The following is a 22,409-nucleotide window of genomic DNA, read 5'->3' on the forward strand; positions in this document are numbered from 1 at the left end:
GTGCGTCGTGTGGAGGACCGGTGTAGCCATGGTCCACAGCAACGGACGATGGAGTCGAGGAGGGGCTGTGGCTGGCCGATGGCGGACCCGGCTGGGGATCCTGAGCGCCGCGACGGTGCTCGCCGGTGGTCTCACGGCGTGCGGCGGATCGAGCACTGCGTCGGGGACCCCGACGCTGAACTGGTACATCAACCCGGACAACGGCGGTCAGCAACGGATCGCCGCCGACTGCAGCGCCGCCTCGGGCGGCGCCTACGCGATCGACGTGTCCATCCTGCCCAGCGACGCGGCCCAGCAGCGTGAGCAGCTCATGCGCCGGCTGGCGGGCAACGACACCTCGATCGACCTCATGAGCCTGGACCCGGTGTTCGTGCCCGAGACCTCCGAGGCGGGGTTCCTGGCACCGGTGCCGGCCGACCTGCAGCAGCAGTGGTCCGAGGGGGTCGTCGACGGCGCCGTGCAGGGGGCCACCTGGAAGGACGAGCTGGTCGCGGCCCCGTTCTGGGCCAACACGCAGCTGTTGTGGTACCGCAAGTCCGTCGCCCAGGCCGCCGGTCTGGACACGACCCGGCCGGTGACGTGGGACCAGCTCGTCACCGCCGCCCAGGAGCAGGGCACCGCCATCGGCGTCCAGGGCCAGCGCGCGGAGTCCATGACGGTCTGGGTCAACGCCATGATCGCCTCCGCGGGCGGGACGGTCATCGAGAACCCCGACGCCAAGGGCGAGGACCTGCGCCTGGGCATCGACTCCGAGGCCGGCCGCGCCGCCGCGCAGGTGATGCAGGACATCACCGCGGCCGGGGTCGGCGGGCCCGGCATCGACAACCGCGACGAGGCGGCCACGGCCAACCTGTTCCAGCAGGGCGGGGCGGCGTTCATGGTGAACTGGCCGTTCGTCTACGCCCAGGGCAAGGCGGCCGCCGAGGAGGGCACGATGGACCAGGCCGTCTTCGACGACTACGGCTGGACCACCTACCCGGCGATGAGCGCCGACCAGCCGGCCGCGCCGCCCCTGGGGGGCATCGACATCGGCGTCAGCGCCTTCAGCGAGCACCAGGACGCCGCCTTCCAGGCCGTGTCCTGCATCGTCTCCGAGCAGAACCAGGCGGCGTACATGGTCTCCGACGGGAACCCGGCGGCGCTGGAGTCGGTCTACGACGACCCGACGGTCCAGGAGGCGTACCCGATGTACGACACGATCCGGGAATCCCTCAAGGCCGCCGTCCCGCGTCCGCAGACGGCCTACTACAACGAGGTCAGCCAGGGCATCGCCGACCAGTGGCAGCCGGTGTCCTCGGTGACCGAGCGCACACCGGCCACCTCGCAGGAGTACATCCTCGAGGTCCTGCGAGGGGAGAAGCTGCTGTGAGTTCACAGATGCAGACGCGCTCGGCCGGGGACGTGTCCGTCTCCCGGGCGACGGGGAAGAAGTCGCGGGGGTCGGACAAGGCCCGCGCCGAGGCCCGCCTCGGCTGGTACCTGGCCGGGCCGGCCTTCGTCATCCTCGTGGCCGTCACGGGCTACCCGATCCTGCAGGCGCTGTACGAGTCGCTGTTCAGCTTCCGGCTCACCGCCCCGGACGACCGCCAGTTCGTCGGCCTGAAGAACTACGGCGTGATCCTCTCCGACGGCCTGTGGTGGGGGGCGCTGGGCAACACCGCGCTCATCACCGTCGTCACCGTCGCGGTCGAGCTCGTCCTCGGGTTCGCCCTGGCCATGGTGATGCACAAGGTCCTGGGGTGGCTGCGGCCCATCGTCCGCACCGCGATCCTCGTCCCGTACGCGATCATCACCGTCGTCTCGGCCTACGCCTGGCAGTACGCCTTCGCGCTGACCACCGGGTTCATGAACAACCTGCTCGGCCTCGGCGACTTCGACTGGTTCGCCAACAAGTGGTCGGCGCTGTTCGTCATCTGCCTGTCGGAGATCTGGAAGACGACCCCGTTCATCTCCCTGCTCCTGCTGGCCGGTCTGGCCCAGGTCCCGGCGGACATGACCGAGGCCGCCAAGGTGGACGGCGCCACGGCGTGGGAACGGTTGTGGCGGGTCACGCTGCCGAACATGAAGGCCTCGATCATGGTGGCGCTGCTGTTCCGCGCCCTGGACGCCTTCCGCATCTTCGACAACGTCTACATCATGACCAACGGGGCGGCGGGCACCGAGACCGTCTCCTCGCTGGCCTACAACCAGACGATCAGCCGGCTGGAGATCGGGCTGGGATCGGCCGTGTCGGTCCTGCTCTTCGTCTGCGTCCTGCTGATCTGCTTCATCGCCATCAAGGTGTTCAAGGTGGACCTGGCCCGAGCGAGGGGTGAAGGCTGATGGGTGCCATGTCGGTCAAGGAGAAGCTGGGCTGGTACGTGGGGGCCCTGCTCATCGTGCTCTACGCGGTGGTCCCGGTCGCCTACATCGTCTCGATGAGCTTCAAGTCCGAGGCGGCGCTGGCGGACCGGCAGTTCTTCCCCTCGCAGTGGACGTGGGCGAACTACGAGGGCATCTTCCAGGGCAACGGGTCGGACCTGTTCCTGCCGGCCCTGCGCAACTCGATCATCACGTGCCTGGCCGCGACGCTCATCGCCGTGGTGCTCTCGATGTTCGCGGCCTACGCCATCGCCCGGCTGAACTTCCCGGGCAAGCGCGTCGTCCTGACGAGCGCGCTGGCCGTGGCGGTCTTCCCCGTCATCACGATGGTCACGCCGCTGTTCAACCTGTGGCGCCAGATCGGCCTGTACGACACGATCCCGGGCCTCATCATCCCCTACCTGGCCCTGACGCTGCCGATCTCCATCTGGACGATGTCGGCGTTCTTCCGCGGCATCCCCTGGGACATGGAGCAGGCCGCGCAGGTCGACGGGGCCACGAGCTGGCAGGCGTTCCGCAAGGTGATCGTCCCCCTGGCCGCCCCGGGGGTGTTCACCACGGCGATCATCGCGTTCTTCATCGCCTGGAACGACTTCGTCTTCGGCATCTCGCTGACCTCGACGTCGGACGCGCAGCCGGTCCCGGCGGCGCTGTCGAGCTTCACCGGGTCCAGCTACTTCGTCCAGCCGACGGGGGCCATCTCGGCCGCCGCCGTCATCGTCACCATCCCCGTCGTGGTCCTGGCGCTGGTGTTCCAGCGCCGCATCGTCGCGGGTCTCACCAACGGCGCGGTCAAGGGCTGACGCAGAAAGGGTTCTCGGACATGGCTCGCATCGAACTGAAGAACATCGTCAAGAAGTACGGGGACGGCTTCCCGGCCGTCAACGACGTCAGCCTGGACATCGCCGACGGCGAGTTCGTCATCCTCGTGGGCCCCTCGGGCTGCGGGAAGTCGACGCTGCTGCGGATGATCGTCGGGCTGGAGGACATCACCGACGGGGACCTGCTCATCGACGGCGAGCGGGTCAACGACCTCGCCCCCCGCGACCGGGACCTGGCGATGGTGTTCCAGAACTACGCCCTCTACCCGCACCTGAGCGTGGGGGAGAACATCGCCTTCCCGCTGCGGCTGAACCACTCCAAGGTGCCCGAGAGCGAAATCCGCGAACGCGTCCAGCGCGCCGCGGACATGCTGGAGCTGCACGAGCACCTCGACCGCAAGCCGGCCAACCTCTCCGGCGGGCAGCGCCAGCGCGTCGCGATGGGGCGGGCCATCGTCCGCGACGCCAAGGCGTTCCTGTTCGACGAGCCGCTGTCCAACCTCGACGCCAAGCTGCGCGGGCAGATGCGCACCGAGATCGCCCGGATGCAGCGGTCCCTGGCCACCACGACGGTCTACGTCACCCACGACCAGACCGAGGCCATGACCCTCGGCGACCGCGTCGCGGTGCTGCGCAAGGGCGTCCTGCAGCAGGTCGCCAGCCCGCGCGAGCTGTACGAACAGCCCGTCAACCTCTTCGTCGCCGGCTTCATCGGCGCCCCGCCGATGAACTTCCTGCCCGCCCGGGTCGCCGGGACGACGCTGCAGCTGCCGTTCGGCGAGGTGCCACGCCCGGAGCGGGTCGACGGGTCCTACGAGGGCAAGCTGCTCATCGTGGGGGTGCGCCCGGAGCACTTCGACGACGCCGACGTCACCGACCCGCCCGAGGGGGCCGCGACGTTCCGCGCCGACGTCGACGTCACGGAGTGGCTGGGCAACGAGCTGTACGCCTACATCCCCTTCGAGGCCGCCGACGAGACCAAGGAGCAGCTCGCCGAGCTTGACCGCGAGCTGGACGGGGAGAGCCTGCGCTCCCAGCTCGTCGTCACCCTCGACGCCATGAGCGGGGTGCGCGACGGCGACACCGCGACGCTGTGGTTCGACCCGCAGCGGATGCACGTCTTCGACCCGACGACGGGGGTCAACCTGACGCGGGACGAGGCGAAGGCGCAGAAGATCGGGGAGCAGTCCGAGGCGCTGCGCAAGCGGTCCCTGGAGCGCGCCCAGGGCAGCGGGGACCGCGCTCCCGCCCACGCCTCCTGAGGCGCCGCGGAGTGGGGGGACCGTCGACGCACCGGGTCGCCAGGTCGGGCCCGGTGCATCGACGATCCCGACCCCCGTCCCCGCGTCGAACCTCTGCGTAGAAGCGTTGTGACGCTGCGTCGATGACGCGGCGGCGACCGGGGGAGGACGTGCGGTGGTGTCGCACGGCCCGGTTAACGTACGCGCACGGGTCCTCCACACGGTCGGCCCGACGGCGGGTGTGATCGGGCAGCGGAGGGTGGTCGACGGTGGCGGACCTGGCGGTGTCCGCGTCCGGTGCCTCCGGGGCTCCCGGCACCGCCACCGCCACCTCCACCGGCACCTCCACCGCCGCATCCGACCCCGGTCTGCACCTCGTCCACGACCCGGCCCACGGGCTGTCGGTCACGGTGCGCCGGCACCTGGACCACGCACCCGTGCCGGAGTGGCGCGCCCTGGCCCACCGCGCGGGCCAGCCGCCGTTCACCGGCCCGGACTGGCTGCGCGCCGTGCACTCCCACCTCGGCCGGGGCGAACCGCTGCTCGTCAGCGTCCGCCGCGACGGGCGGCTGCTGGCCTTCGGCGCCTTCGCCCTGCTCGGTGGTCCCCGGCCGCTGCTGACCTTCCTCGGCGCCGGGGGCAGCGACTACGCCGGCGTCCTCACCGACCCCGACGCCGACGTGCCCGCGGTGCGGCTGGTCGCGGCCGTGCTCGACGGGGCGCTGCGCGAGGCACCGGGCGCGCTGTGGGACCTGGAGCAGGTGCCCGACGGCGAGCAGGCCGAGGTCCTCGTCGCCTGGGCCCGGTTCCGCGGGTACGGCGTGCGCACCCTGCCGCAGGCGGTCGTGCACACGGTCGCGCTGGCGGCCACCGTCGACGAGCACGACGCCGGGCTGGGCCGGCACGCCCGGCACGAGGAGCGCCGGCAGTGGCGGCGGCTGGCGGAGCTGGGCGAGCTCACGGTCGCCGACGACCTCCTGGAGGCGGTCACCGCCGCGCGCGGGCACGACCCCGAGGCCGCCGCGGACCGGCTGGAGGAACTGGTCACCGAGCTCGCCGAGGTCGACGACGCCCACCCGCACGCCGACCGCCGGCGCCGGCCGTGGCGGGGGGCCTCCGGTCGCACCCTGACCGAGGTCCTGTGGACCTCCCCGCCCGGGACGGTGCAGCTGTCCGGGGTCCGCGTCGACGGTGAGCTCGTGGCCTACGCCTTCTGCCTGGCCGGGCCGCGCGCGCTGCACGGGTACGTCCAGAGCTACCGCGCCCGCTACGCGCCCACCGGCCCCGGGACGCTCCTGCTGCTGCGCCTGTGCCGGCGCGCGGTCCTCAGCGGGTACCGCGAACTGGACCTGCTGCGCGGGGACGAGGTCTACAAGCGGCGCCTGCGGCCCACGCCGCGCCGCACCGTGCGGCTCGTCCTCACCCCGCCCGGGCGCGACGTCGTGCCCGCCCTGGCCGACCGGCTGGCCCTGCTGCGCCGCACCTACCGCGACGAGGTCCGCCGCTCGGAGCGGCTGGACCGGTCGTGGACCGCGCTGGTCGGTGCGGTGGGCCGGGTCCGGGAGGAGGCCGCACGCCGCCGCGGCGCGCTGCCGGCCCCGCCGCGGATCCGGCGCCGCCGCTGACCGGGCCCGCTCAGGCCCAGGCCGCCAGTTCCTCGCGGGTGGGCGGGTTCGCCCCGGCCCGCGAGCACGTGATGGAGGCCGAGGCGATCGCCGTGGCGACCAGGGACTGCAATGTGCCCAGCCCGAGGTGGCGCAGCCGCGGCAGCGCCCGGCCCCCCAGCAGGTCGTGCTCGGCCAGGGCGTGCAGCAGCCCCGACATGAACGCGTCACCGGCCCCGACCGTGTCGACGACGTCCACGCGCGGAGCCGGCACGTGCAGGGTGCCGGCCCCCGAGACGACGACCGCACCGGCCCCGCCCCGGGTCACCACGACCAGCGCCGGGCCGCGCCCCTGCCAGCGGTGGGCCACGTCCTCCACGTCACGACCCGGCAGCAGCCAGTCGAGGTCCTCGTCGGAGGCCTTGACCACGTCGGCGGCCGCCACGAACTCCTCCACGCGCTCCAGCGCCGCGGCGGGGGAGTCGAAGAACGCCGGCCGCACGTTCGGGTCGTAGCTCGTCGTGGCCCGCCCGCGCACCGCGCGCATCAGCTCCAGCACCGTGCCCGCCCCGGGGTCCACCGCCGCCCCGATCGACCCGGTGTGCAGCAGGGCCAGGTCCTCGGGCAGCGGGGTGTCCGGCACCCGCCACACGAGGTCGAAGTCGTAGGAGGCCTTCCCCTCGGCGTCCACCTCGGCCCGGGCGACCGACGTGCGGTCCCCGTCCACGGCGCCGGGCAGCAACCGCACCCCGGCCCCGGCCAGGTGCCCGGTGAGCAGCCGGCCGTGGTCGTCGTCACCGAGCCGGGTCAGCAGGGCGACGTCGTGCCCCAGCCGGCCCAGGCCGTGCGCGACGTTCATCGGCGACCCGCCCGGGTGCTCGACGGTGCCGTCCTGCCCGGCGCGGTGGACCACGTCGACGAGGGCCTCGCCGACGACGACGGCGCGCGGACCGGCGCCGGGAGCCGGCGCCGAGGGGTCGGTCATCAGCGCGGGCCGGTGAAGTCGACCGCGGAGTAGGCCTGCAGCTTGGACAGCCGGTGCTCGCTCTCGACCTTGCGGATGGTGCCGGACTTGCTGCGCATGACGATGCTCGACGTGGAGATCGTGTCCCCGCGGTAGCGGACCCCGTCGACGAGCTCGCCGTCGGTGATGCCGGTGACGACGAAGTACACGTTGTCGCTGGCCACGAGGGTGGAGGTGTCCAGGACGGCGTCCAGGTCGTGCCCGGCGTCGATCGCCTTCTGCTTCTCGTCGTCGTCGCGCGGCCACAGCCGCCCCTGGATGGCCCCGCCCAGGCAGTGCATGGCGCAGGCCGTGATGATGCCCTCCGGTGTCCCGCCGACGCCCAGGAGCAGGTCCACCCCGGTGCCCTCGCGGGCGGCCATCACGGCCCCGGCCACGTCGCCGTCGGAGATGAACTTGATCCGGGCCCCGGCGTCGCGGACCTCCTGGGCGAGCTGGGCGTGCCGGGGGCGGTCGAGGATGCAGACGGTCACGTCCTCCACCCAGCGCTTCTTCGCGCGGGCCAGCCGGCGGATGTTCTCGCGCACCGGCAGCCGGATGTCGACCACGTCCGCGGCCTCGGGGCCCACGGCGAGCTTGTCCATGTAGAACACCGCGCTCGGGTCGTACATGGTGCCGCGCTCGGCCACGGCCAGGACGGCCACCGCGTTCGGCATCCCGCGCGCGGTCAGGGTCGTCCCGTCGATCGGGTCCACCGCGACGTCGCACTCGGCGCCGTGGCCGTCGCCGACCCGCTCGCCGTTGTAGAGCATGGGCGCGTTGTCCTTCTCGCCCTCGCCGATGACGACGGTGCCGTTCATCGTGACGGTGCCGATGAGGGTGCGCATGGCGTTGACGGCGGCGCCGTCGGCCTTGTTCTTGTCGCCCCGCCCGACCCAGCGGCCACCGGCCATGGCGGCGGCCTCGGTGACCCGGACCAGTTCCATGGCCAGGTTGCGGTCGGGGGACTCCTCCGAGACCGCGAGGGAGGGGGGCAGCGACGTGTGGGACGTGATCTGGGCCATGGCGTGGGACCTCCTGGTCGACGTGGTTCTCCGGGTCGGCGCTGCGGGATCCGGTGCCCCCGGGCGGGCGGCCGGCGACGCTCGTCGTCGGTCGCCGACTCTATCCGTCACCATGGGGGTGTGAGCACGACCGGTCGACCCTCCGACACCCCGTCCGTCGCGTCGGGGGAGGACCCCCGCGGCGTGCCGCGCCGGCGGCACTCCGGCGGCAACGTCCGGTCGATGGTCATCTCGATGGCCGTGATCCTGGGGATGGTCTTCGTCGTCGTCTGGCTCCTCCCGCGGCCCAACGCGATCGAGCAGCCGGCCGTCGACGTCGCCAACGCCGCGCGGGGCGCCGACGCGCGCCTGCCCTTCGCCCCCGTCGTCCCCGACGGCCCGCAGGGCTGGACGGCCACGTCGGCGAACGTCAACCGGTCCACCGACGGCGTCGTGACGTGGCACATCGGCTACCGCACCGACGAGGGCGACTACCTGGCGCTGGAGGCCGCGCGGGACACCACGCCCGCGTGGTTGCGGGCCCAGACCCAGAGCGGGGACGCCCGGGGCGAGCAGACGATCGACGGAGAGGTCTGGCAGCGGTACCTGCAGCCGGACCGCGAGCGCTACAGCCTGGTGCGCACCCAGGACGGGCAGACGCTGCTGGCGACCGGTGAGGGCGGGTACGACGTGCTGGCCGAGCTGGTCCGGGCCGCCGAGGCCGGGTGGGCGCAGGCCGGCACCCCCTGGGGCGTGCGGCCCTAGGTCACTCCTGCCCGGTCGCCCGGGCCGCGTCGAGGCGCTCGCGGGCGCCGTCGAGCCACACCTGGCAGCGGTCGGCCAGGGCTTCCCCGCGCTCCCACAGCGCCAGCGCCTCCTCCAGGCCGGTGCCGCCCGTCTCCAGGCGGCGCACGACGTCGACGAGCTCGTCGCGGGCCTGCTCGTAGCTCAGCTCGCCGGGGTCGGGCAGGGTCTGGGTGGTCTCCTCGGGCACCCCGGGAGGCTACCCAGCCACCGCCCCCGGACGCTCACCCCGCGGTGGCGCCGACCTCCCCGTCGGCCAGCCGCAGCCGCAGCGCCGTGCCGGCCGGGGCGTCCGCCGGCTCCCGCACCAGCGCGCCGTCCGCCCGCTGCACCACCGCGTAGCCCCGCAGCAGCGTCGAGCGCGGCGACAGGGCCCGCACGCTCGTGCGCAGGTGCTCGACGTCGACGCCCGCCCGCTCCAGCCGTGCCCCCAGCGCCCGGCGGGCCCGCTCGCGCAGCCCGTCGACCTCGGTGGCGCGGGTGTCGAGCAGGACGTGCGGGGCGGCCAGCACCGGACGGCTGCGCAGCGCGGCCAGGGCGTGCTCCTCGCGCTCGAGGCGGCCGGTGACCGCGCGCCGCGCCCGCGCGCGCGACTGCCCCACCCCGGCCAGCTCCTCGGCCACGTCGGGGACGACGAGGCGGGCCGCGTCCGTGGGGGTGGAGGCGCGCACGTCGGCCACGAGGTCGACCAGCGGGGAGTCGACCTCGTGCCCGATGGCCGACACGACGGGGGTCCGCGCGGCGGCCACCGCGCGCACGAGGGCCTCGTTGCTGAACGGCAGCAGGTCCTCCACGCTGCCGCCGCCGCGGGCCAGGACGACGACGTCGACGTCCGGGGCGGCGTCCAGCTCGGCCAGGGCCGCGACGACCTCGGGAACGGCGTGGGGGCCCTGCACGGCGACCTCGCGCACCTCGAAGCGGACCGCGGGCCAGCGGGCGCGGGCGTTGTCCACCACGTCCCGCTCGGCGGCCGAGGCGCGCCCGCAGACGAGGCCGACGGTGCGGGGCAGGAACGGCAGCGGCCGCTTGCGGGCGGCGTCGAACAGGCCCTCGCTGCGCAGCACCCGCTTGAAGTGCTCCAGGCGGGCCAGCAGCTCTCCGACCCCGACGGGCCGGACGTCGTCGGCGGCCAGGGCGAGAGAGCCGCGCTTGGCGAAGAACTCCGGCCGGGCGTGGACGACGACGCGGGTGCCGTGGCCCAGGCCGTCCGGGAGGGCGTCGCGCAGGCGGCCCAGCACGCGGCGGGTGATCGTCACCGGCAGCGACATGTCGGTGTCGGCGTCGCGCAGGGTCACGAACACCACGGAGGAGCCGGGCCGGTCGGAGACCTGCACGACCTGGCCCTCGACCCACGTCCACGGCATCTTCGCGATGTAGGCGTCCATCTTGGCGGCCAGCAGCCGCACGGGCCACGGGTTCTCCGCCGTCGTCTCCCCGGCGGTGGTGGGACGGCGCGGCGGTGGGTCGGCGGGCGCGGCGGGCACGGGGGCATCCTCTCCCGGCCCCGCCGGACCCGGTCGCCGTGGGGCCCGGGTCGGTACCCCGACCTACCATGGGCGGCGTGAGCCAGACCGCCGAGACCGCAGCCGCCACCACCGCAGTCCTCGACGGGGCCGACGACTGCAACGACACCTCGCTGCTGGACCGGCCCGCCGACCGGGCCGCCTGGGACGGCGGCAAGCGCGTCCTGCTGGCCGCCCCGCGCGGGTACTGCGCCGGCGTCGACCGCGCCGTCGTGGCCGTGGAGAAGGCCCTGGACCTGTACGGCGCCCCCGTCTACGTGCGCAAGGAGATCGTGCACAACAAGCACGTCGTGCGGACGCTGACCGAGCGCGGCGCGGTCTTCGTCGAGGAGACCGACGCGGTGCCCGAGGGGGCCCACCTCGTCTTCTCCGCCCACGGCGTCAGCCCCGCGGTGCGCCAGGCCGCCTCGGCGCGCTCGCTGCAGACCATCGACGCGACCTGCCCCCTGGTGACGAAGGTCCACAAGGAGGCCGTCCGCTTCGCCGCCCAGGACGCCCGCATCCTGCTCATCGGCCACACCGGCCACGAGGAGGTCGAGGGCACCGCGGGGGAGGCCCCCGAGCACATCACCGTCGTGGACAGCCCCGAGGTCGCCGACACCATCGAGGTCGAGGACACCGGCAACCTCGTGTGGCTCTCCCAGACCACGCTCAGCGTGGACGAGACGATGGAGACCGTGCGCCGCCTGCGCGCCCGGTTCCCGCACCTGCAGGACCCGCCCAGCGACGACATCTGCTACGCCACCTCCAACCGGCAGGTGGCGGTGAAGAAGATCGCCCCCGAGGCCGACCTCGTCATCGTCGTGGGCAGCGCGAACTCCTCGAACTCGGTGCGCCTGGCCGAGGTCGCCCTCGACGCCGGGGCCCGCGCGGCGCACCGCGTCGACAACGCCGGCGAGGTCGAGGACGCCTGGTTCGAGGGCGTCACGACGGTGGGGCTGACCTCCGGCGCCTCGGTGCCGGAGGTGCTCGTGCAGGAGGTGCTGGCCCTGCTGGCCGAGCGCGGCTACGGCGCGGTCGAGGAGGTCACCACCGCGATGGAGGACCTGCAGTTCGCGCTGCCGACGGACCTGCGCCGGGACCTGAAGGCGGCCACGAACACCGCCGGCCGCCGGTCGCTGCCCGTCACCCCCCTCTGACCTCCGGGCCGACCCGCCGGGGGTCCGCCGGGTCCTCCAGCAGCTCGGGGGCGGTCAGCGGCCGGACCGCGTCCTGGAGCGGCTCGGGCTGCGCCAGCTCCTCGTCGGCCAGGTCCAGGTCCCGGATGCGCCGGGCCGAGACGAGCACCCGCCGCTCCAGCGTGCCCACGAACCGGTTGTAGTCCTCCACCGCCCGGTGCAGCGTCCGCCCCAGCGACGCCGTGTGACCGCCGAGGGTCCCCAGCCGCTCGTACAGCTCCCGGCCCACCTCGAACAGCTCCCGGGCGTTGCCGGCCACCGCGTCCTGCTGCCAGGTGAGGGCCACCGTGCGCAGCAGCGCCAGCAGCGTCGTCGGCGTGGCCAGCACCACCCGGCGCGACATCGCGTGCTCCAGCAGCGCCGGGTCCGCCTGGCACGCCGCGGCCAGGAACGCCTCACCGGGCACGAAGCAGACGACGACGTCGGGGGAGTCCTCCACCGCGCTGGGGTACTCCTTGGCGGCCAGGGCGTCCACGTGCCCGCGCACGGCCCGGGCGTGGGCGAGCAGCTCGCGGCGGCGCTCGCCGTCGTCGGCGCTCTCGCCCGCGCGCAGGAACGCCGCGAGCGGGGCCTTGGCGTCGACGACGACGTGCTTGCCGCCGGGGAGGTTGACCACGAGGTCCGGGCGCACCCCGCGGCCGTCGCGGGTGCTCAGCGTGGCCTGCTCGACGAAGTCGACGCGGTCGAGCATCCCGGCGTGCTCGACCACCCGGCGCAGCTGGACCTCCCCCCACGAGCCCCGCGAGCTGGAGGCGCGCAGCGCCCCGGCCAGGGAGGCGGTCTGGTCGCGCAGCGCGTCGGTCCCCTCGGCCACCGAGCGCAACTGCTCGCTCAGGCGCGCGTACTGCTGCACGCGGTCCCGTTCCAGGGCGGCGACCTGGGCCTCGACCCGGTCCAGCGTCGCCGCCACGGGGGTGACGGTCGCGGTCAGCTCGTGTCCGGCCCGCACGCGGTCCTCCAGCTCCCCGACCCGCGCCCGCAGCAGGTCCCGCTCGGTGCGCAGCGCGGTCTGCTCGGGCGCGGCCCGGCCGCGCAGCACCCACCGCAGCAGCAGGGCCCCGGCGACGACGCCCACCAGCAGACCGAGGAGCAGACCGAGCAGGAGAGCGGGGACGTCCATGCCGCGAGCGTGCCAGCCGCCTCGGACAGCGCCGGGCGGGGGCCGGGCGGGTAGGCTCTCGTGCCCGTGGCTCTCACCATCGGCATCGTCGGACTGCCCAACGTCGGCAAGTCCACGCTCTTCAACGCACTGACCGAGAACGACGCGCTCGCCGCGAACTACCCCTTCGCCACGATCGAGCCCAACGTCGGGGTCGTGGCGCTGCCCGACCCGCGGCTGGACCGGCTGGCCCAGGTCTTCGGCAGCGAGAAGACGGTCCCGGCCACGGTGTCCTTCGTCGACATCGCCGGCATCGTCAAGGGCGCCAGCGAGGGGGAGGGCCTGGGCAACAAGTTCCTGGCCAACATCCGCGAGGCCGACGCGATCTGCCAGGTGACGCGCGCCTTCGCCGACCCCGACGTCGTCCACGTCGCCGGGGCCGTCGACCCCTCCGACGACATCGAGACGGTGCACACCGAGCTGGTGCTGGCCGACCTGCAGACCCTCGAGCGCGCGGTGCCGCGCCTGGAGAAGGAGGTCAAGGGCAAGAAGGCCGACCCGGCGGTGCTCAAGGCCGCCGTCGCCGCGCAGGCCGTCCTGGACTCCGGCCGGCCGCTGTCGGCCGCCACGACCGCCGACGACGTCGACGTGGCGCTGCTGCGCGAGCTGGGGCTGCTGACGACCAAGCCCTTCCTGTACGTGTTCAACGTCGACGAGACCGTCCTGGGCGACGAGACCCGCAAGCAGGAGCTGCGCGCGCTCGTCGCCCCGGCCGAGGCCGTCTTCCTCGACGCCAAGCTGGAGTCCGAGCTCGCCGAGCTGTCGCCCGAGGAGGCCGCCGAGCTGCTGGAGTCGGTGGGCCAGACCGAGTCCGGCCTGGACCAGCTCGCCCGGGTCGGCTTCGACACGCTGGGCCTGCAGACGTACCTGACGGCCGGCCCGAAGGAGTCGCGGGCCTGGACGATCCACCGCGGCTGGACCGCGCCGCAGGCCGCCGGGGTCATCCACACCGACTTCCAGCGCGGGTTCATCAAGGCCGAGGTCGTCTCCTTCGAGGACCTGCTCGCCGCCGGGTCGATGGCCGAGGCCAAGGCCGCGGGCAAGGTCCGCATCGAGGGCAAGGAGTACGTCATGGCCGACGGCGACGTCGTGGAGTTCCGCTTCAACGTCTGACCGGCGGTGCCGTTCAGACGCCGTCGACGCCGTCCGCGCGACGCCGTCCGCTGTGTGCCGATCGTGTGACACGGCCGATGTTCTCCCTGCGCCTGACGCCGCAGGAGGCTGCCACCGCCGACCGCGATGCGGAGTACCCGGGGCTGAACGGCGTGCGCGCGCAGGCCCGCTGCAGCACTCCGCAGGGGTGAGTGCCCTCCGTGGTGAGGTGCGGGACGCCGCGCTTGCCCGTCGGTGACCACCCGGTGGTCGTCACCGGCACGACGGGCCCGTCGGTCACGCACGTGCCGGTCGGGCCCGAGGCCGGGCTGACGGGGTACCCGCAGTCCTGCGTCGACGTCACCGACGTGCACTCGGTGGCCCACCACGACCTGCTGACCCTGCGGGGCCGGCTGTCGGTCGACGGGCTGCAGCACGTGGAGCGGTGCCGGCGACGCTTCCTCGGCCTGCTCTGAGCCGGCCCCGCTGAATGCTTCCGGAACGGCCCGGTCGTGCCCGATCGCGCCCGGTGTGAAACGTCCCGGAAACATTCCCGACCCGCGCAGGAAACGATTGCGTCTCGATCCGGTCGTCAGGTCCCCGAACGGTCCTGAAGAGCGCGTGAAGTGCGTCATGCTCACGGGGCGGTGAGGTCGACGGGGATCTCACCGCCCTCACCGTCCTGGCCGGCCGTCGTCGCCGCAGCGGCGGCCAGACCGACACCACATCGTTACCTCGGGGTCCGACACGGGGCGGTACGCCCCTGACCTGCGACGACGTGTCATCCTGGAGGCACGGTAGGTCATCCGGGGGGGGTGTGTGGCGCCGCTCCGGGGGAGGACACTGGGAGTCGGTGCGCGACATCGTCGCCCGTCGGCGTTCACGGAGGTCCGGAAATGCGTTGACCGGGTGTTAACGTGCTGCCCGACCTGTAGAGGTGGACATCCTGCGCGTCGGGAGTCGCCGAAGATGGGCAACCTGCCCACCCAGTTCCGCTTGCGAGGAGGAGTTCCACCTTGAGCAGCTTCGAGAAGGACGAGCGCCGGGCCGTCGAGCGCATCGGTGTCGTCACGGGAGGCCTCGGGTCCCCGTTCAGCCGGCGCAACGGCCTCAAGGGTGCCCTGGGCGTGGCCGCCCTGACGACGCTGGCGGCCTGCGGTGGCAGCGACGACGAGGGCGGCTCGGGCGAGGGCGGCTCCGGCGGCAGCGGCGGCGACGTCGTGGTCAACGGCACCGAACCGCAGAACCCGCTCGTCCCGACGAACACCAACGAGGTCGGCGGCGGTCGCCTGCTGGACTCGCTGTGGGCCGGTCTGCGCTACTACAAGGCCGACGGGACCCCCGAGAACGACGTCGCCGAGTCGATCGAGTCGACCGACGGGCAGAACTACACCATCACCATCAAGTCGGGGCAGACGTTCTCCGACGGCACCCCGGTGACCGCGAAGTCCTTCGTCGACGCGTGGAACTACGGCGCCCTGGGCACCAACGCCCAGCTCTCCAGCTACTTCTTCGAGCCCATCGAGGGCTTCGAGGCCGTCCAGGCCGAGCCGCCGACCGCCCAGGAGCTCTCGGGCCTGGCCGTCGTCGACGACACCACCTTCACCGTCAAGCTCCTGCAGCCGGAGTCGGACTTCCCGCTGCGCCTGGGCTACTCGGCCTTCTACCCGCTGCCGGAGTCGGCCTACGCCGACATGCGCGCCTACGGTGAGAACCCCGTCGGCAACGGCCCCTACAAGCTCGCCGAGCAGGGCGCCTGGCAGCACAACGTCCGCATCGACTTCGTGCCGAACGAGACCTACTCCGGCCCGCGCGCGGCCCAGAACGACTCCCTCGCGTTCGTCTTCTACGAGACGTACGACGCGGCCTACGCGGCCCTGCAGGGCGGGGACCTGGACGTCCTGGACAACATCCCCAGCTCGGCGCTGCTGACCTACACCGACGACCTCGGTGACCGCGCGGTCAACCAGCCCGCCGCCATCTTCCAGTCGTTCTGCATCCCCGAGAGCCTGCCCGGCTTCGGTGGCGAGGAGGGCAAGCTGCGCCGCCAGGCGTTCAGCTACGCCTTCGACCGCGCCGCCATCTGCAAGGCGGTCTTCAACGACACCCGCACCCCGGCCAAGGACTTCACGTCCCCGGTCATCTCGGGCTACTCCGAGACCGTCCCGGGCAACGAGGTCCTGAGCTTCGACGAGGCCAAGGCCAAGCAGCTGTGGGACCAGGCCAACGCCATCGCCCCGTGGAACGGCAGCACCTTCACCATCGCCTACAACAGCGACGGTGACCACCAGGCGTGGGTGGACGCGGTGACCGCGAGCCTGCGCCAGGTGCTCGGCATCCAGGCCGAGGGCCGTCCCTACCCGACGTTCGCGCAGATCCGCACCGAGATCACCAACCGGACGATCGACGGCGCCTTCCGCACCGGCTGGCAGGGCGACTACCCGGGTCTGTACAACTTCCTCGCCCCGCTGTACGCCACGGGCGCCGGCTCGAACGACGGCGACTACTCCAACCCGGCGTTCGACGCCCTGCTGGAGCGGGCGGCCGGCACGACCGACGAGGACGAGGCCAACAGCATCCTGCAGCAGGCGCAGACGATCCTGTTCGCCGACCTGCCCGTGCTCCCGCTGTGGTACTCCAACGCCAGCGGCGGCTACGGCGAGCAGGCGAACAACGTCGAGTTCGGGTGGAACAGCGTCCCGCTCTACTACGAGATCACCAAGTCCTGACGTGAGGTCCGGGGGTGGGTCGTGCTCAGCGCGACCCACCCCCGTTCGCGCGTCGGGACACCGGCGCGACACCGTGTTCCGCGTGTCCGTGCGTGTTAGCCGGGACGACCAGGGAAGGTCGTCCCCCGAGGAGGCTCGTGATGGGTTGGTACATCGGGCGCCGTCTGCTGCAGATGGTTCCCGTCTTCTTCGGAGCGACGCTCCTCATCTACGCCCTGGTGTTCCTGCTCCCGGGGGACCCCATCCTGGCGCTGTTCGGTGACAAGCCCGTCAGCGAGTCGGCGCGGGCGGCGCTGACGGCGCAGTACAACCTCGACCGGCCGTTCATCGTCCAGTACCTGCTGTTCCTCAAGGGCATCTTCACGCTCGACTTCGGGCAGTCGTTCTCCGGTCAGCCCGTCCTGGACCAGATCCTGCGGGCGTTCCCGGTGACCATCAAGCTCGCGGTGGTGGCCCTGGTCGTCGAGGCCGTGTTCGGCATCGCGTTCGGCTTCATCGCCGGGCTGCGCCGGGGCGGGATCTTCGACTCCACCGTCCTGTTCCTGTCCCTGGTCGTCATCGGCATCCCGGTCTTCGTCCTCGGTTTCGTGGGGCAGTACTTCGTCGGGGTGAAGTGGGGCATCGTCCGCTCCACCGTCGGCGGCGACCCCGCGCTGGTGGACCTGCTCCTGCCCGGGATCGTGCTCGGCGCGCTGTCGTTCGCCTACGTGCTGCGGCTGACCCGCAACTCCGTCGCGGAGGGGTTGTCGGCCGACCACGTGCGCACGGCGACGGCCAAGGGCCTGTCCCGCCCGCGGGTCATGACGGTGCACGTGCTGCGCAACTCCCTCATCCCCGTCGTCACGTTCCTGGGCGCCGACCTCGGCGCGCTCATGGGCGGGGCCGTGGTCACCGAGGGCATCTTCAACGTGCCCGGCGTGGGGAACCTGCTGTACCAGTCCGTCATCCGCCAGGAGGGGCCGACCGTCGTGTCGGTCGTGACGATCCTCGTGATCATCTACCTCGTCGCCAACCTCGTCGTCGACCTCCTGTACGCCGTCCTGGACCCGAGGATCCGCTATGTCTGAGCCCACCACCGGACGTCCCGCGCCGGGGGCCGCCGTCCGGCCCGGCCAGGAGCGCTTCGTCGCGCCCCTGGAGGAGACCCCGCTCGCCGCCGTCGACGCCGTCGACGACTCCGCCCCCACCGGCGGGGTGTTCTCCGAGGCGTGGAAGCAGCTGCGCAAGCGCCCGATCTTCATCGTGGCCAGCCTCATCATCCTGCTGCTCGTCGTCGTCTCGCTGTTCCCCTCGCTGTTCACCTCCACGAACCCCCGCTTCGTCGACCTGTCCACGGCGCTGGACGGTCCCTCGGCCGAGCACCCCCTCGGGGTCACCCGGGGCGGCACCGACGTCTACGCCCGCCTCATCTACGGCGCCCGGGCCTCGGTGAGCGTCGGCATCCTCACCACGGTCATGGTCGTCGTCGTCGGCGGGGTCGTGGGCGCGCTGGCCGGGTTCTACGGCGGCTGGCTCGACGCCGTCCTGTCCCGCGTGGCCGACGTCTTCTTCGCGCTGCCGCTCATCCTCGGCGCCATCGTCCTGCTGCAGACGGTCCGCACCCGCAACGTGTGGACGGTCGCGCTGACGCTGGCGCTGTTCGGGTGGCCGCAGGTGGCGCGCATCATGCGCGGGGCGGTCCTGCAGGTGCGGACCAACGAGTACGTGACGGCGGCGAAGTCGCTGGGCCTGTCGCGGATGGCGACCCTCGTCCGGCACGTCGTGCCCAACGCGCTGGGGCCCGTCATCGTCGTGGCGACCATCTCGCTGGGGACGTTCATCGCCGCCGAGGCGACGCTGTCGTTCCTGAGCCTGGGGCTGCCGCCGAACATCGTGTCGTGGGGTGGGGACATCTCCAACGCCCGCGCCACCCTGCGCACCAACCCGATGGTCTTGCTGTGGCCCTCGATCGGCCTGTCGGTCACGGTCCTGTCGTTCCTCATGTTGGGTGACGCCCTGCGCGACGCCCTCGACCCGAAGGGCCGCACCCGATGAGCCCGCAGAACGCCACCGCCACCCCGGTGGACCGCAGCAAGCCCCTCCTGCAGGTGCGCGACCTGGAGGTCGACTTCACCTCCGGCGGCCGGGCCGTGCACGCGGTGCGCGGGGCGAACTTCACCGTCTACCCCGGCCAGACCGTCGCCATCGTCGGGGAGTCCGGGTCGGGCAAGTCGACGTCGGCCATGGCCGTCATCGGCCTGCTGCCCGGCTCGGGCAAGGTCGTCGGCGGGCAGATCCTGTTCGACGGCAAGGACATCGCCCACGCCTCGCGCCGGGAGCAGGTCGCGCTGCGCGGGACGCAGATCGGTCTGGTCCCGCAGGACCCGATGTCGAACCTGAACCCGGTGTGGAACATCGGGTTCCAGGTCAAGGAGGCCATCGAGGCCAACGGCCTCGCCCGGGGCGCGGCGGCCAAGCGGCGCGCGATCGAGGTGCTCGGCGAGGCCGGCCTCAGCGACGCGGGCCGGCGCTACCGGCAGTACCCGCACGAGTTCTCCGGCGGCATGCGCCAGCGCGCGCTCATCGGCATCGGCCTGGCCTCCCGGCCGCGCCTGCTCATCGCCGACGAACCCACCTCGGCGCTGGACGTGACCGTGCAGCGGGGCATCCTGGACCACCTCGACAGCCTCACCGCCGACCTGGGCACCGCCGTGCTGCTCATCACGCACGACCTGGGCCTGGCCGCCGAGCGCGCCGAGCACCTCGTCGTCATGTACAAGGGCCAGGTCGTCGAGTCCGGCCCGGCCCTGGAGATCCTGCAGGACCCCCGGCACCCGTACACCCAGCGGCTGGTGGCCGCGGCCCCCTCGCTGGCCTCGCGGCGCATGGAGTCCAGCCACCGGGCGCAGATCACCGAGCAGGCGCAGGCCCACGCCCACGCCGAGACCGAGGCCGGGACCGCGACCGCGCGGCCCGAGGACGTCATCGAGGTGCGGGGGCTGACGAAGGAGTTCGTCATCCGCGGCGCCGGGGTGCGCGGGGAGACGCTGCGCGCCGTGGACGACGTGTCGTTCACCGTCCGGCGCGGCACCACGCTCGCCGTGGTGGGGGAGTCGGGCTCGGGCAAGTCCACCGTGGCCCAGATGGTCCTCAACCTGCTGCCCGCCACGTCCGGCACGGTGCTGTTCGACGGGGTCGACATCACGACGCTGAACAGCAAGGACCAGTTCGCGTTCCGCCGCCGCGTGCAGCCGATCTTCCAGAACCCCTACGGGTCGCTGGACCCGAGCTGGAGCATCTTCCGCTCGGTGGAGGAGCCCCTGCGCGTGCACGGCGTCGGGGACGCCAGGAGCCGCGAGGCCCGGGTGCGCGACCTGCTGGACAAGGTGGCGCTGCCGCAGAGCTCGCTGCGCCGCTTCCCCAACGAGCTGTCCGGCGGGCAGCGCCAGCGCGTGGCCATCGCCCGCGCGCTCGCGCTGCAGCCGGAGGTCGTCGTGTGCGACGAGGCCGTCTCCGCGCTCGACGTGCTGGTGCAGGGGCAGATCCTGACCCTGCTCAACGACCTGCAGGCCGAGCTGGGGCTGACGTACCTGTTCATCACGCACGACCTCGCCGTCGTGCGCGAGATCGCCGACGACGTCGTCGTCATGCAGAAGGGCCGGCTCGTGGAGTACGCCGGGGTCGAGGAGGTCTTCGCCTCCCCGCAGCAGGAGTACACCCGGGCCCTGCTCGACGCGATCCCCGGCGGCAGCCTGCAGCTCGGCGCCTGAGAACGCTCCGGACGGCTCCCGGCAGCCCCGCGGGGCCGTCCGGGGGCCGTCTCGGAGCCGTCTCGGAGCCCCGTCCGGGGCCGGCCCCGGACGGGCTGGGACGCAGCGGGTCCGCGGGTCTAGGGTGGGACCCATGCACTACGTCGCCGTGGTCGTCCTGGCCGTCGCCGTCGGGATCGCCGTCGTGTACTGGCGCACCAGCCCGCGCCACCGGGTCGCGGCCGTCTCCCGCGCCGACCACGGGGAGCGCGCCCGCCGCGCCCGCGAGGCCGCCCGCCGCCACGACGTGTGACGGTCCTCACCCCCCGGTGACCTCCCCGGGGTGAACCAACCTCCCTCCCGCGTCGTTGGACCCCAGGACGCCACCCGGTGCCACGACGGGAAGGACAGCACGTTGAGCGAGTCGCCGAAGTCCCCGGTGCCCGAGGGTTCCCCGGACACCGACGTGCGCCCGGGCGGGTCGCGGGCCGACCGCTCGGCCCGCGTGGCGGCCATGCAGCGGGCCGAGCGGGCCCACGCCCGCCGTCGCCGCGCCCTCGTCGTCGCGGTGCCCACCGTGGTGGTCCTGGCCGTCGCCGGCGCGGTCACGGCCGTCTTCCTCACCCGCCCCGCCCCGCCCTCCCTGGCGGCCGTGCAGGTGTTCGACTACCAGGGCGGCCAGCACGTCCAGGGCGCGGTGCAGTACGCCGAGAACCCCCCGGTCGGGGGTGAGCACCAGAACGCCTGGCTGAACTGCGGGGTGTACGACGCCCCGGTCCCGAACGAGAACGCCGTGCACAGCCTGGAGCACGGCGCGGTGTGGATCACCTACCGGCCCGACCTGCCCGCCGACCAGGTCGAGGAGCTGAGGTCCACCGTGGCCGGGGACCCGTACACGCTGCTGTCGCCCTACGAGGGCCTGCCCGCGCCCGTCGTGCTGTCGGCGTGGAACCACCAGCTGCCGGTGCAGTCCGCGGACGACCCGCGCATCGGCGCGTTCCTGGCGAAGTACGTCCAGGGCGCGCAGACGCCCGAGCCCGGGGCGTTGTGCTCCAACGGGGTCGGGACGCCGACCGGGTGATGCGCCACCTCACCGCGCGCCAGGTCCTGCTCGCCGTGGCCGGCCTGCTCGCGGCCCTCCTGCTCGGCGTCCTGCTCGGCCGGGCCCTGCCCACCGCGCCCGGGGCGAACTCGGTGGACGTGGGGTTCTCGCGGGACATGAGCACCCACCACGCCCAGGCCGTCTCGATGGCCTACACGGCGCTGCAGCGGGCCCCCTCCGAGCAGGTGCGCCAGCTCGCCGTCGACATCGCCTCCACGCAGGGCAACCAGATGGGGCGGATGCAGCAGCTCCTCCTCACCTGGGACCAGCCCCTGGCCTCGGCCGGGCGCCCGGTCATGGCGTGGATGGCCGGCACCGACCTGCACGCCCGCCACGAGGCCGAGCTGGAGGAGGGCCGCACCATGCCGGGGATGGCCACGGCCGCCGAGATGGCCCGGCTGGGCCAGGAGAGCGGGCAGGCGTTCGAGGTGGACTTCCTGCAGCTCATGCTGCGCCACCACGCCGGCGGCCTGGACATGGCCCGCTACGGCGCCGAGCACGCCACCACCGACGACGTCCGCGACCTGGCCGCCGCCATCGCGAGCAGCCAGCAGGCCGAGGGGCGGCTGCTGACGTCCTACCTGTCCGAGCGCGGGGCCGCCCCGCTGCCCGCGCCGTGAGGCTCGTCGTGGCCGGCGCCCTCGTCGACGACCTGGCGGCACCGCGGCACCTGCTCGCCGCGCGGCGCAGCGCCCCACCGGCGCTGGCGGGCCGGTGGGAGCTGGCGGGCGGGAAGGTCGAGGAGGGCGAGGGGCCCGTCCAGGCCCTGCACCGCGAGCTGGCCGAGGAGCTGGGCGTGCGGGTGCGGCTGGGGGCCGAGGTCGAGCACCCCGACGGCGCCTGGCCCCTGACCCCGGCCCTGCGGATGCGGGTGTGGTGGGCCGTCGTCGTCGCCGGGACGCCCGCACCGCTGCAGGACCACGACGAGCTGCGCTGGCTGGAGCGCGGGACGTGGGCCGGCCTCGACTGGCTGCCCGGTGACGTCCCCCTCGTCGCGCGGCTGGAGCACCTGGCCGCCGGGACGACGTCGGCCCCCCGCCCGGAGTGAGCGAGGGGCCGA

General features: G+C 73.3%; 22 protein-coding genes. 17 read left to right on the top strand and 5 right to left on the bottom strand.

Going from position 1 to position 22,409, the window contains the following annotated elements; all coding sequences use genetic code 11:
• Nucleotides 1-28 precede the first annotated feature (28 nt).
• From AB2L27_RS07615 to AB2L27_RS07635, 5 genes are all read left to right on the top strand, one after another.
• A complete protein-coding gene (locus AB2L27_RS07615; protein ID WP_370440876.1) occupies nt 29-1,369 on the top strand; it encodes an extracellular solute-binding protein in 1,341 nt (446 codons plus the stop codon).
• Between the two features lie 8 nt (nt 1,370-1,377).
• Entirely contained in the window at nt 1,378-2,322 is a 945-nt protein-coding gene (locus AB2L27_RS07620; protein WP_370440982.1) for a carbohydrate ABC transporter permease, read from the top strand.
• An 8-nt stretch (nt 2,323-2,330) separates the two neighbouring features.
• On the top strand, nt 2,331-3,164 hold the full coding sequence (locus AB2L27_RS07625; protein WP_370440983.1) for a carbohydrate ABC transporter permease: 834 nt from the start codon (nt 2,331-2,333) through the stop codon (nt 3,162-3,164).
• Nucleotides 3,165-3,184: 20 nt separating this feature from the next.
• Entirely contained in the window at nt 3,185-4,444 is a 1,260-nt protein-coding gene (locus AB2L27_RS07630; RefSeq protein ID WP_370440877.1) for an ABC transporter ATP-binding protein, read from the top strand.
• Between the two features lie 248 nt (nt 4,445-4,692).
• A complete protein-coding gene (locus AB2L27_RS07635) occupies nt 4,693-6,048 on the top strand; it encodes a GNAT family N-acetyltransferase (RefSeq protein WP_370440878.1) in 1,356 nt (451 codons plus the stop codon).
• 10 nt (nt 6,049-6,058) lie between these two features.
• Here the strand turns inward: AB2L27_RS07635 and AB2L27_RS07640 are convergent, their stop codons facing one another.
• Complete coding sequence (locus AB2L27_RS07640) at nt 6,059-7,012, bottom strand: carbohydrate kinase family protein (RefSeq protein ID WP_370440879.1); 954 nt, start codon at nt 7,010-7,012, stop codon at nt 6,059-6,061.
• Nucleotides 7,012-8,046 carry a class II fructose-bisphosphatase gene (glpX, locus tag AB2L27_RS07645; protein WP_370440984.1) on the bottom strand — a complete coding sequence of 345 codons (1,035 nt, stop codon included), beginning with the start codon at nt 8,044-8,046 and terminating at the stop codon, nt 7,012-7,014. Before glpX ends, AB2L27_RS07640 begins: the two co-directional genes overlap by 1 nt.
• A gap of 129 nt (nt 8,047-8,175) precedes the next feature.
• On the opposite strand from glpX, the gene AB2L27_RS07650 reads away from it, so the two are divergent.
• The gene (locus tag AB2L27_RS07650; protein ID WP_370440880.1) at nt 8,176-8,799 is read left to right on the top strand and encodes a DUF4245 domain-containing protein; all 624 of its coding nucleotides are present in this window, start codon (nt 8,176-8,178) and stop codon (nt 8,797-8,799) included.
• Nucleotide 8,800: 1 nt separating this feature from the next.
• Here AB2L27_RS07650 and AB2L27_RS07655 read toward each other — a convergent pair whose 3' ends face one another.
• Both AB2L27_RS07655 and xseA read right to left on the bottom strand, forming a co-directional pair.
• Nucleotides 8,801-9,028, bottom strand: coding sequence for an exodeoxyribonuclease VII small subunit (locus tag AB2L27_RS07655; RefSeq protein WP_370440881.1), 228 nt, complete (start codon nt 9,026-9,028; stop codon nt 8,801-8,803).
• Nucleotides 9,029-9,062: 34 nt separating this feature from the next.
• Nucleotides 9,063-10,322: an exodeoxyribonuclease VII large subunit gene (gene xseA, locus AB2L27_RS07660; protein WP_370440882.1), complete on the bottom strand. Its 1,260-nt coding sequence runs from the start codon at nt 10,320-10,322 to the stop codon at nt 9,063-9,065.
• A 68-nt stretch (nt 10,323-10,390) separates the two neighbouring features.
• On the opposite strand from xseA, the gene AB2L27_RS07665 reads away from it, so the two are divergent.
• Nucleotides 10,391-11,500 (top strand): 4-hydroxy-3-methylbut-2-enyl diphosphate reductase, encoded by a 1,110-nt coding sequence (locus AB2L27_RS07665; RefSeq protein ID WP_370440883.1) that lies wholly within the window; start codon nt 10,391-10,393, stop codon nt 11,498-11,500.
• Here the strand turns inward: AB2L27_RS07665 and AB2L27_RS07670 are convergent.
• A complete protein-coding gene (locus AB2L27_RS07670; protein ID WP_370440884.1) occupies nt 11,487-12,659 on the bottom strand; it encodes a DNA recombination protein RmuC in 1,173 nt (390 codons plus the stop codon). The two genes, AB2L27_RS07665 and AB2L27_RS07670, sit on opposite strands and share 14 nt — an antisense overlap.
• Before the next feature lie 66 nt (nt 12,660-12,725).
• On the opposite strand from AB2L27_RS07670, the gene ychF reads away from it, so the two are divergent.
• The 10 genes from ychF to AB2L27_RS07720 all read left to right on the top strand — a co-directional run bounded on the left by ychF (nt 12,726) and on the right by AB2L27_RS07720 (nt 22,397).
• Nucleotides 12,726-13,811 carry a redox-regulated ATPase YchF gene (ychF, locus tag AB2L27_RS07675; protein ID WP_370440885.1) on the top strand — a complete coding sequence of 362 codons (1,086 nt, stop codon included), beginning with the start codon at nt 12,726-12,728 and terminating at the stop codon, nt 13,809-13,811.
• A gap of 224 nt (nt 13,812-14,035) precedes the next feature.
• A complete protein-coding gene (locus AB2L27_RS07680; RefSeq protein ID WP_370440886.1) occupies nt 14,036-14,266 on the top strand; it encodes a hypothetical protein in 231 nt (76 codons plus the stop codon).
• A gap of 651 nt (nt 14,267-14,917) precedes the next feature.
• Nucleotides 14,918-16,519 carry a peptide ABC transporter substrate-binding protein gene (locus tag AB2L27_RS07685; protein WP_370440985.1) on the top strand — a complete coding sequence of 534 codons (1,602 nt, stop codon included), beginning with the start codon at nt 14,918-14,920 and terminating at the stop codon, nt 16,517-16,519.
• 140 nt (nt 16,520-16,659) lie between these two features.
• Nucleotides 16,660-17,586: an ABC transporter permease gene (locus AB2L27_RS07690; protein WP_370440887.1), complete on the top strand. Its 927-nt coding sequence runs from the start codon at nt 16,660-16,662 to the stop codon at nt 17,584-17,586.
• Nucleotides 17,579-18,553, top strand: a complete 975-nt coding sequence (locus tag AB2L27_RS07695; protein WP_370440888.1) for an ABC transporter permease — start codon at nt 17,579-17,581, stop codon at nt 18,551-18,553. The genes AB2L27_RS07690 and AB2L27_RS07695 overlap by 8 nt, the downstream gene beginning before the upstream one ends.
• Nucleotides 18,550-20,268, top strand: a complete 1,719-nt coding sequence (locus tag AB2L27_RS07700) for a dipeptide ABC transporter ATP-binding protein (RefSeq protein WP_370440889.1) — start codon at nt 18,550-18,552, stop codon at nt 20,266-20,268. The genes AB2L27_RS07695 and AB2L27_RS07700 overlap by 4 nt, the downstream gene beginning before the upstream one ends.
• Nucleotides 20,269-20,401: 133 nt before the next feature.
• Nucleotides 20,402-20,560: a hypothetical protein gene (locus AB2L27_RS07705; RefSeq protein WP_370440890.1), complete on the top strand. Its 159-nt coding sequence runs from the start codon at nt 20,402-20,404 to the stop codon at nt 20,558-20,560.
• A 102-nt stretch (nt 20,561-20,662) separates the two neighbouring features.
• Nucleotides 20,663-21,328, top strand: a complete 666-nt coding sequence (locus AB2L27_RS07710) for a DUF3105 domain-containing protein (protein WP_370440891.1) — start codon at nt 20,663-20,665, stop codon at nt 21,326-21,328.
• Complete coding sequence (locus tag AB2L27_RS07715) at nt 21,328-21,969, top strand: DUF305 domain-containing protein (protein WP_370440986.1); 642 nt, start codon at nt 21,328-21,330, stop codon at nt 21,967-21,969. Before AB2L27_RS07710 ends, AB2L27_RS07715 begins: the two co-directional genes overlap by 1 nt.
• Nucleotides 21,966-22,397 carry a (deoxy)nucleoside triphosphate pyrophosphohydrolase gene (locus tag AB2L27_RS07720; protein ID WP_370440892.1) on the top strand — a complete coding sequence of 144 codons (432 nt, stop codon included), beginning with the start codon at nt 21,966-21,968 and terminating at the stop codon, nt 22,395-22,397. Before AB2L27_RS07715 ends, AB2L27_RS07720 begins: the two co-directional genes overlap by 4 nt.
• Nucleotides 22,398-22,409 lie beyond the last annotated feature (12 nt).

This window comes from Kineococcus halophytocola (genome assembly GCF_041276425.1).
Lineage (GTDB): Bacteria > Actinomycetota > Actinomycetes > Actinomycetales > Kineococcaceae > Kineococcus > Kineococcus halophytocola.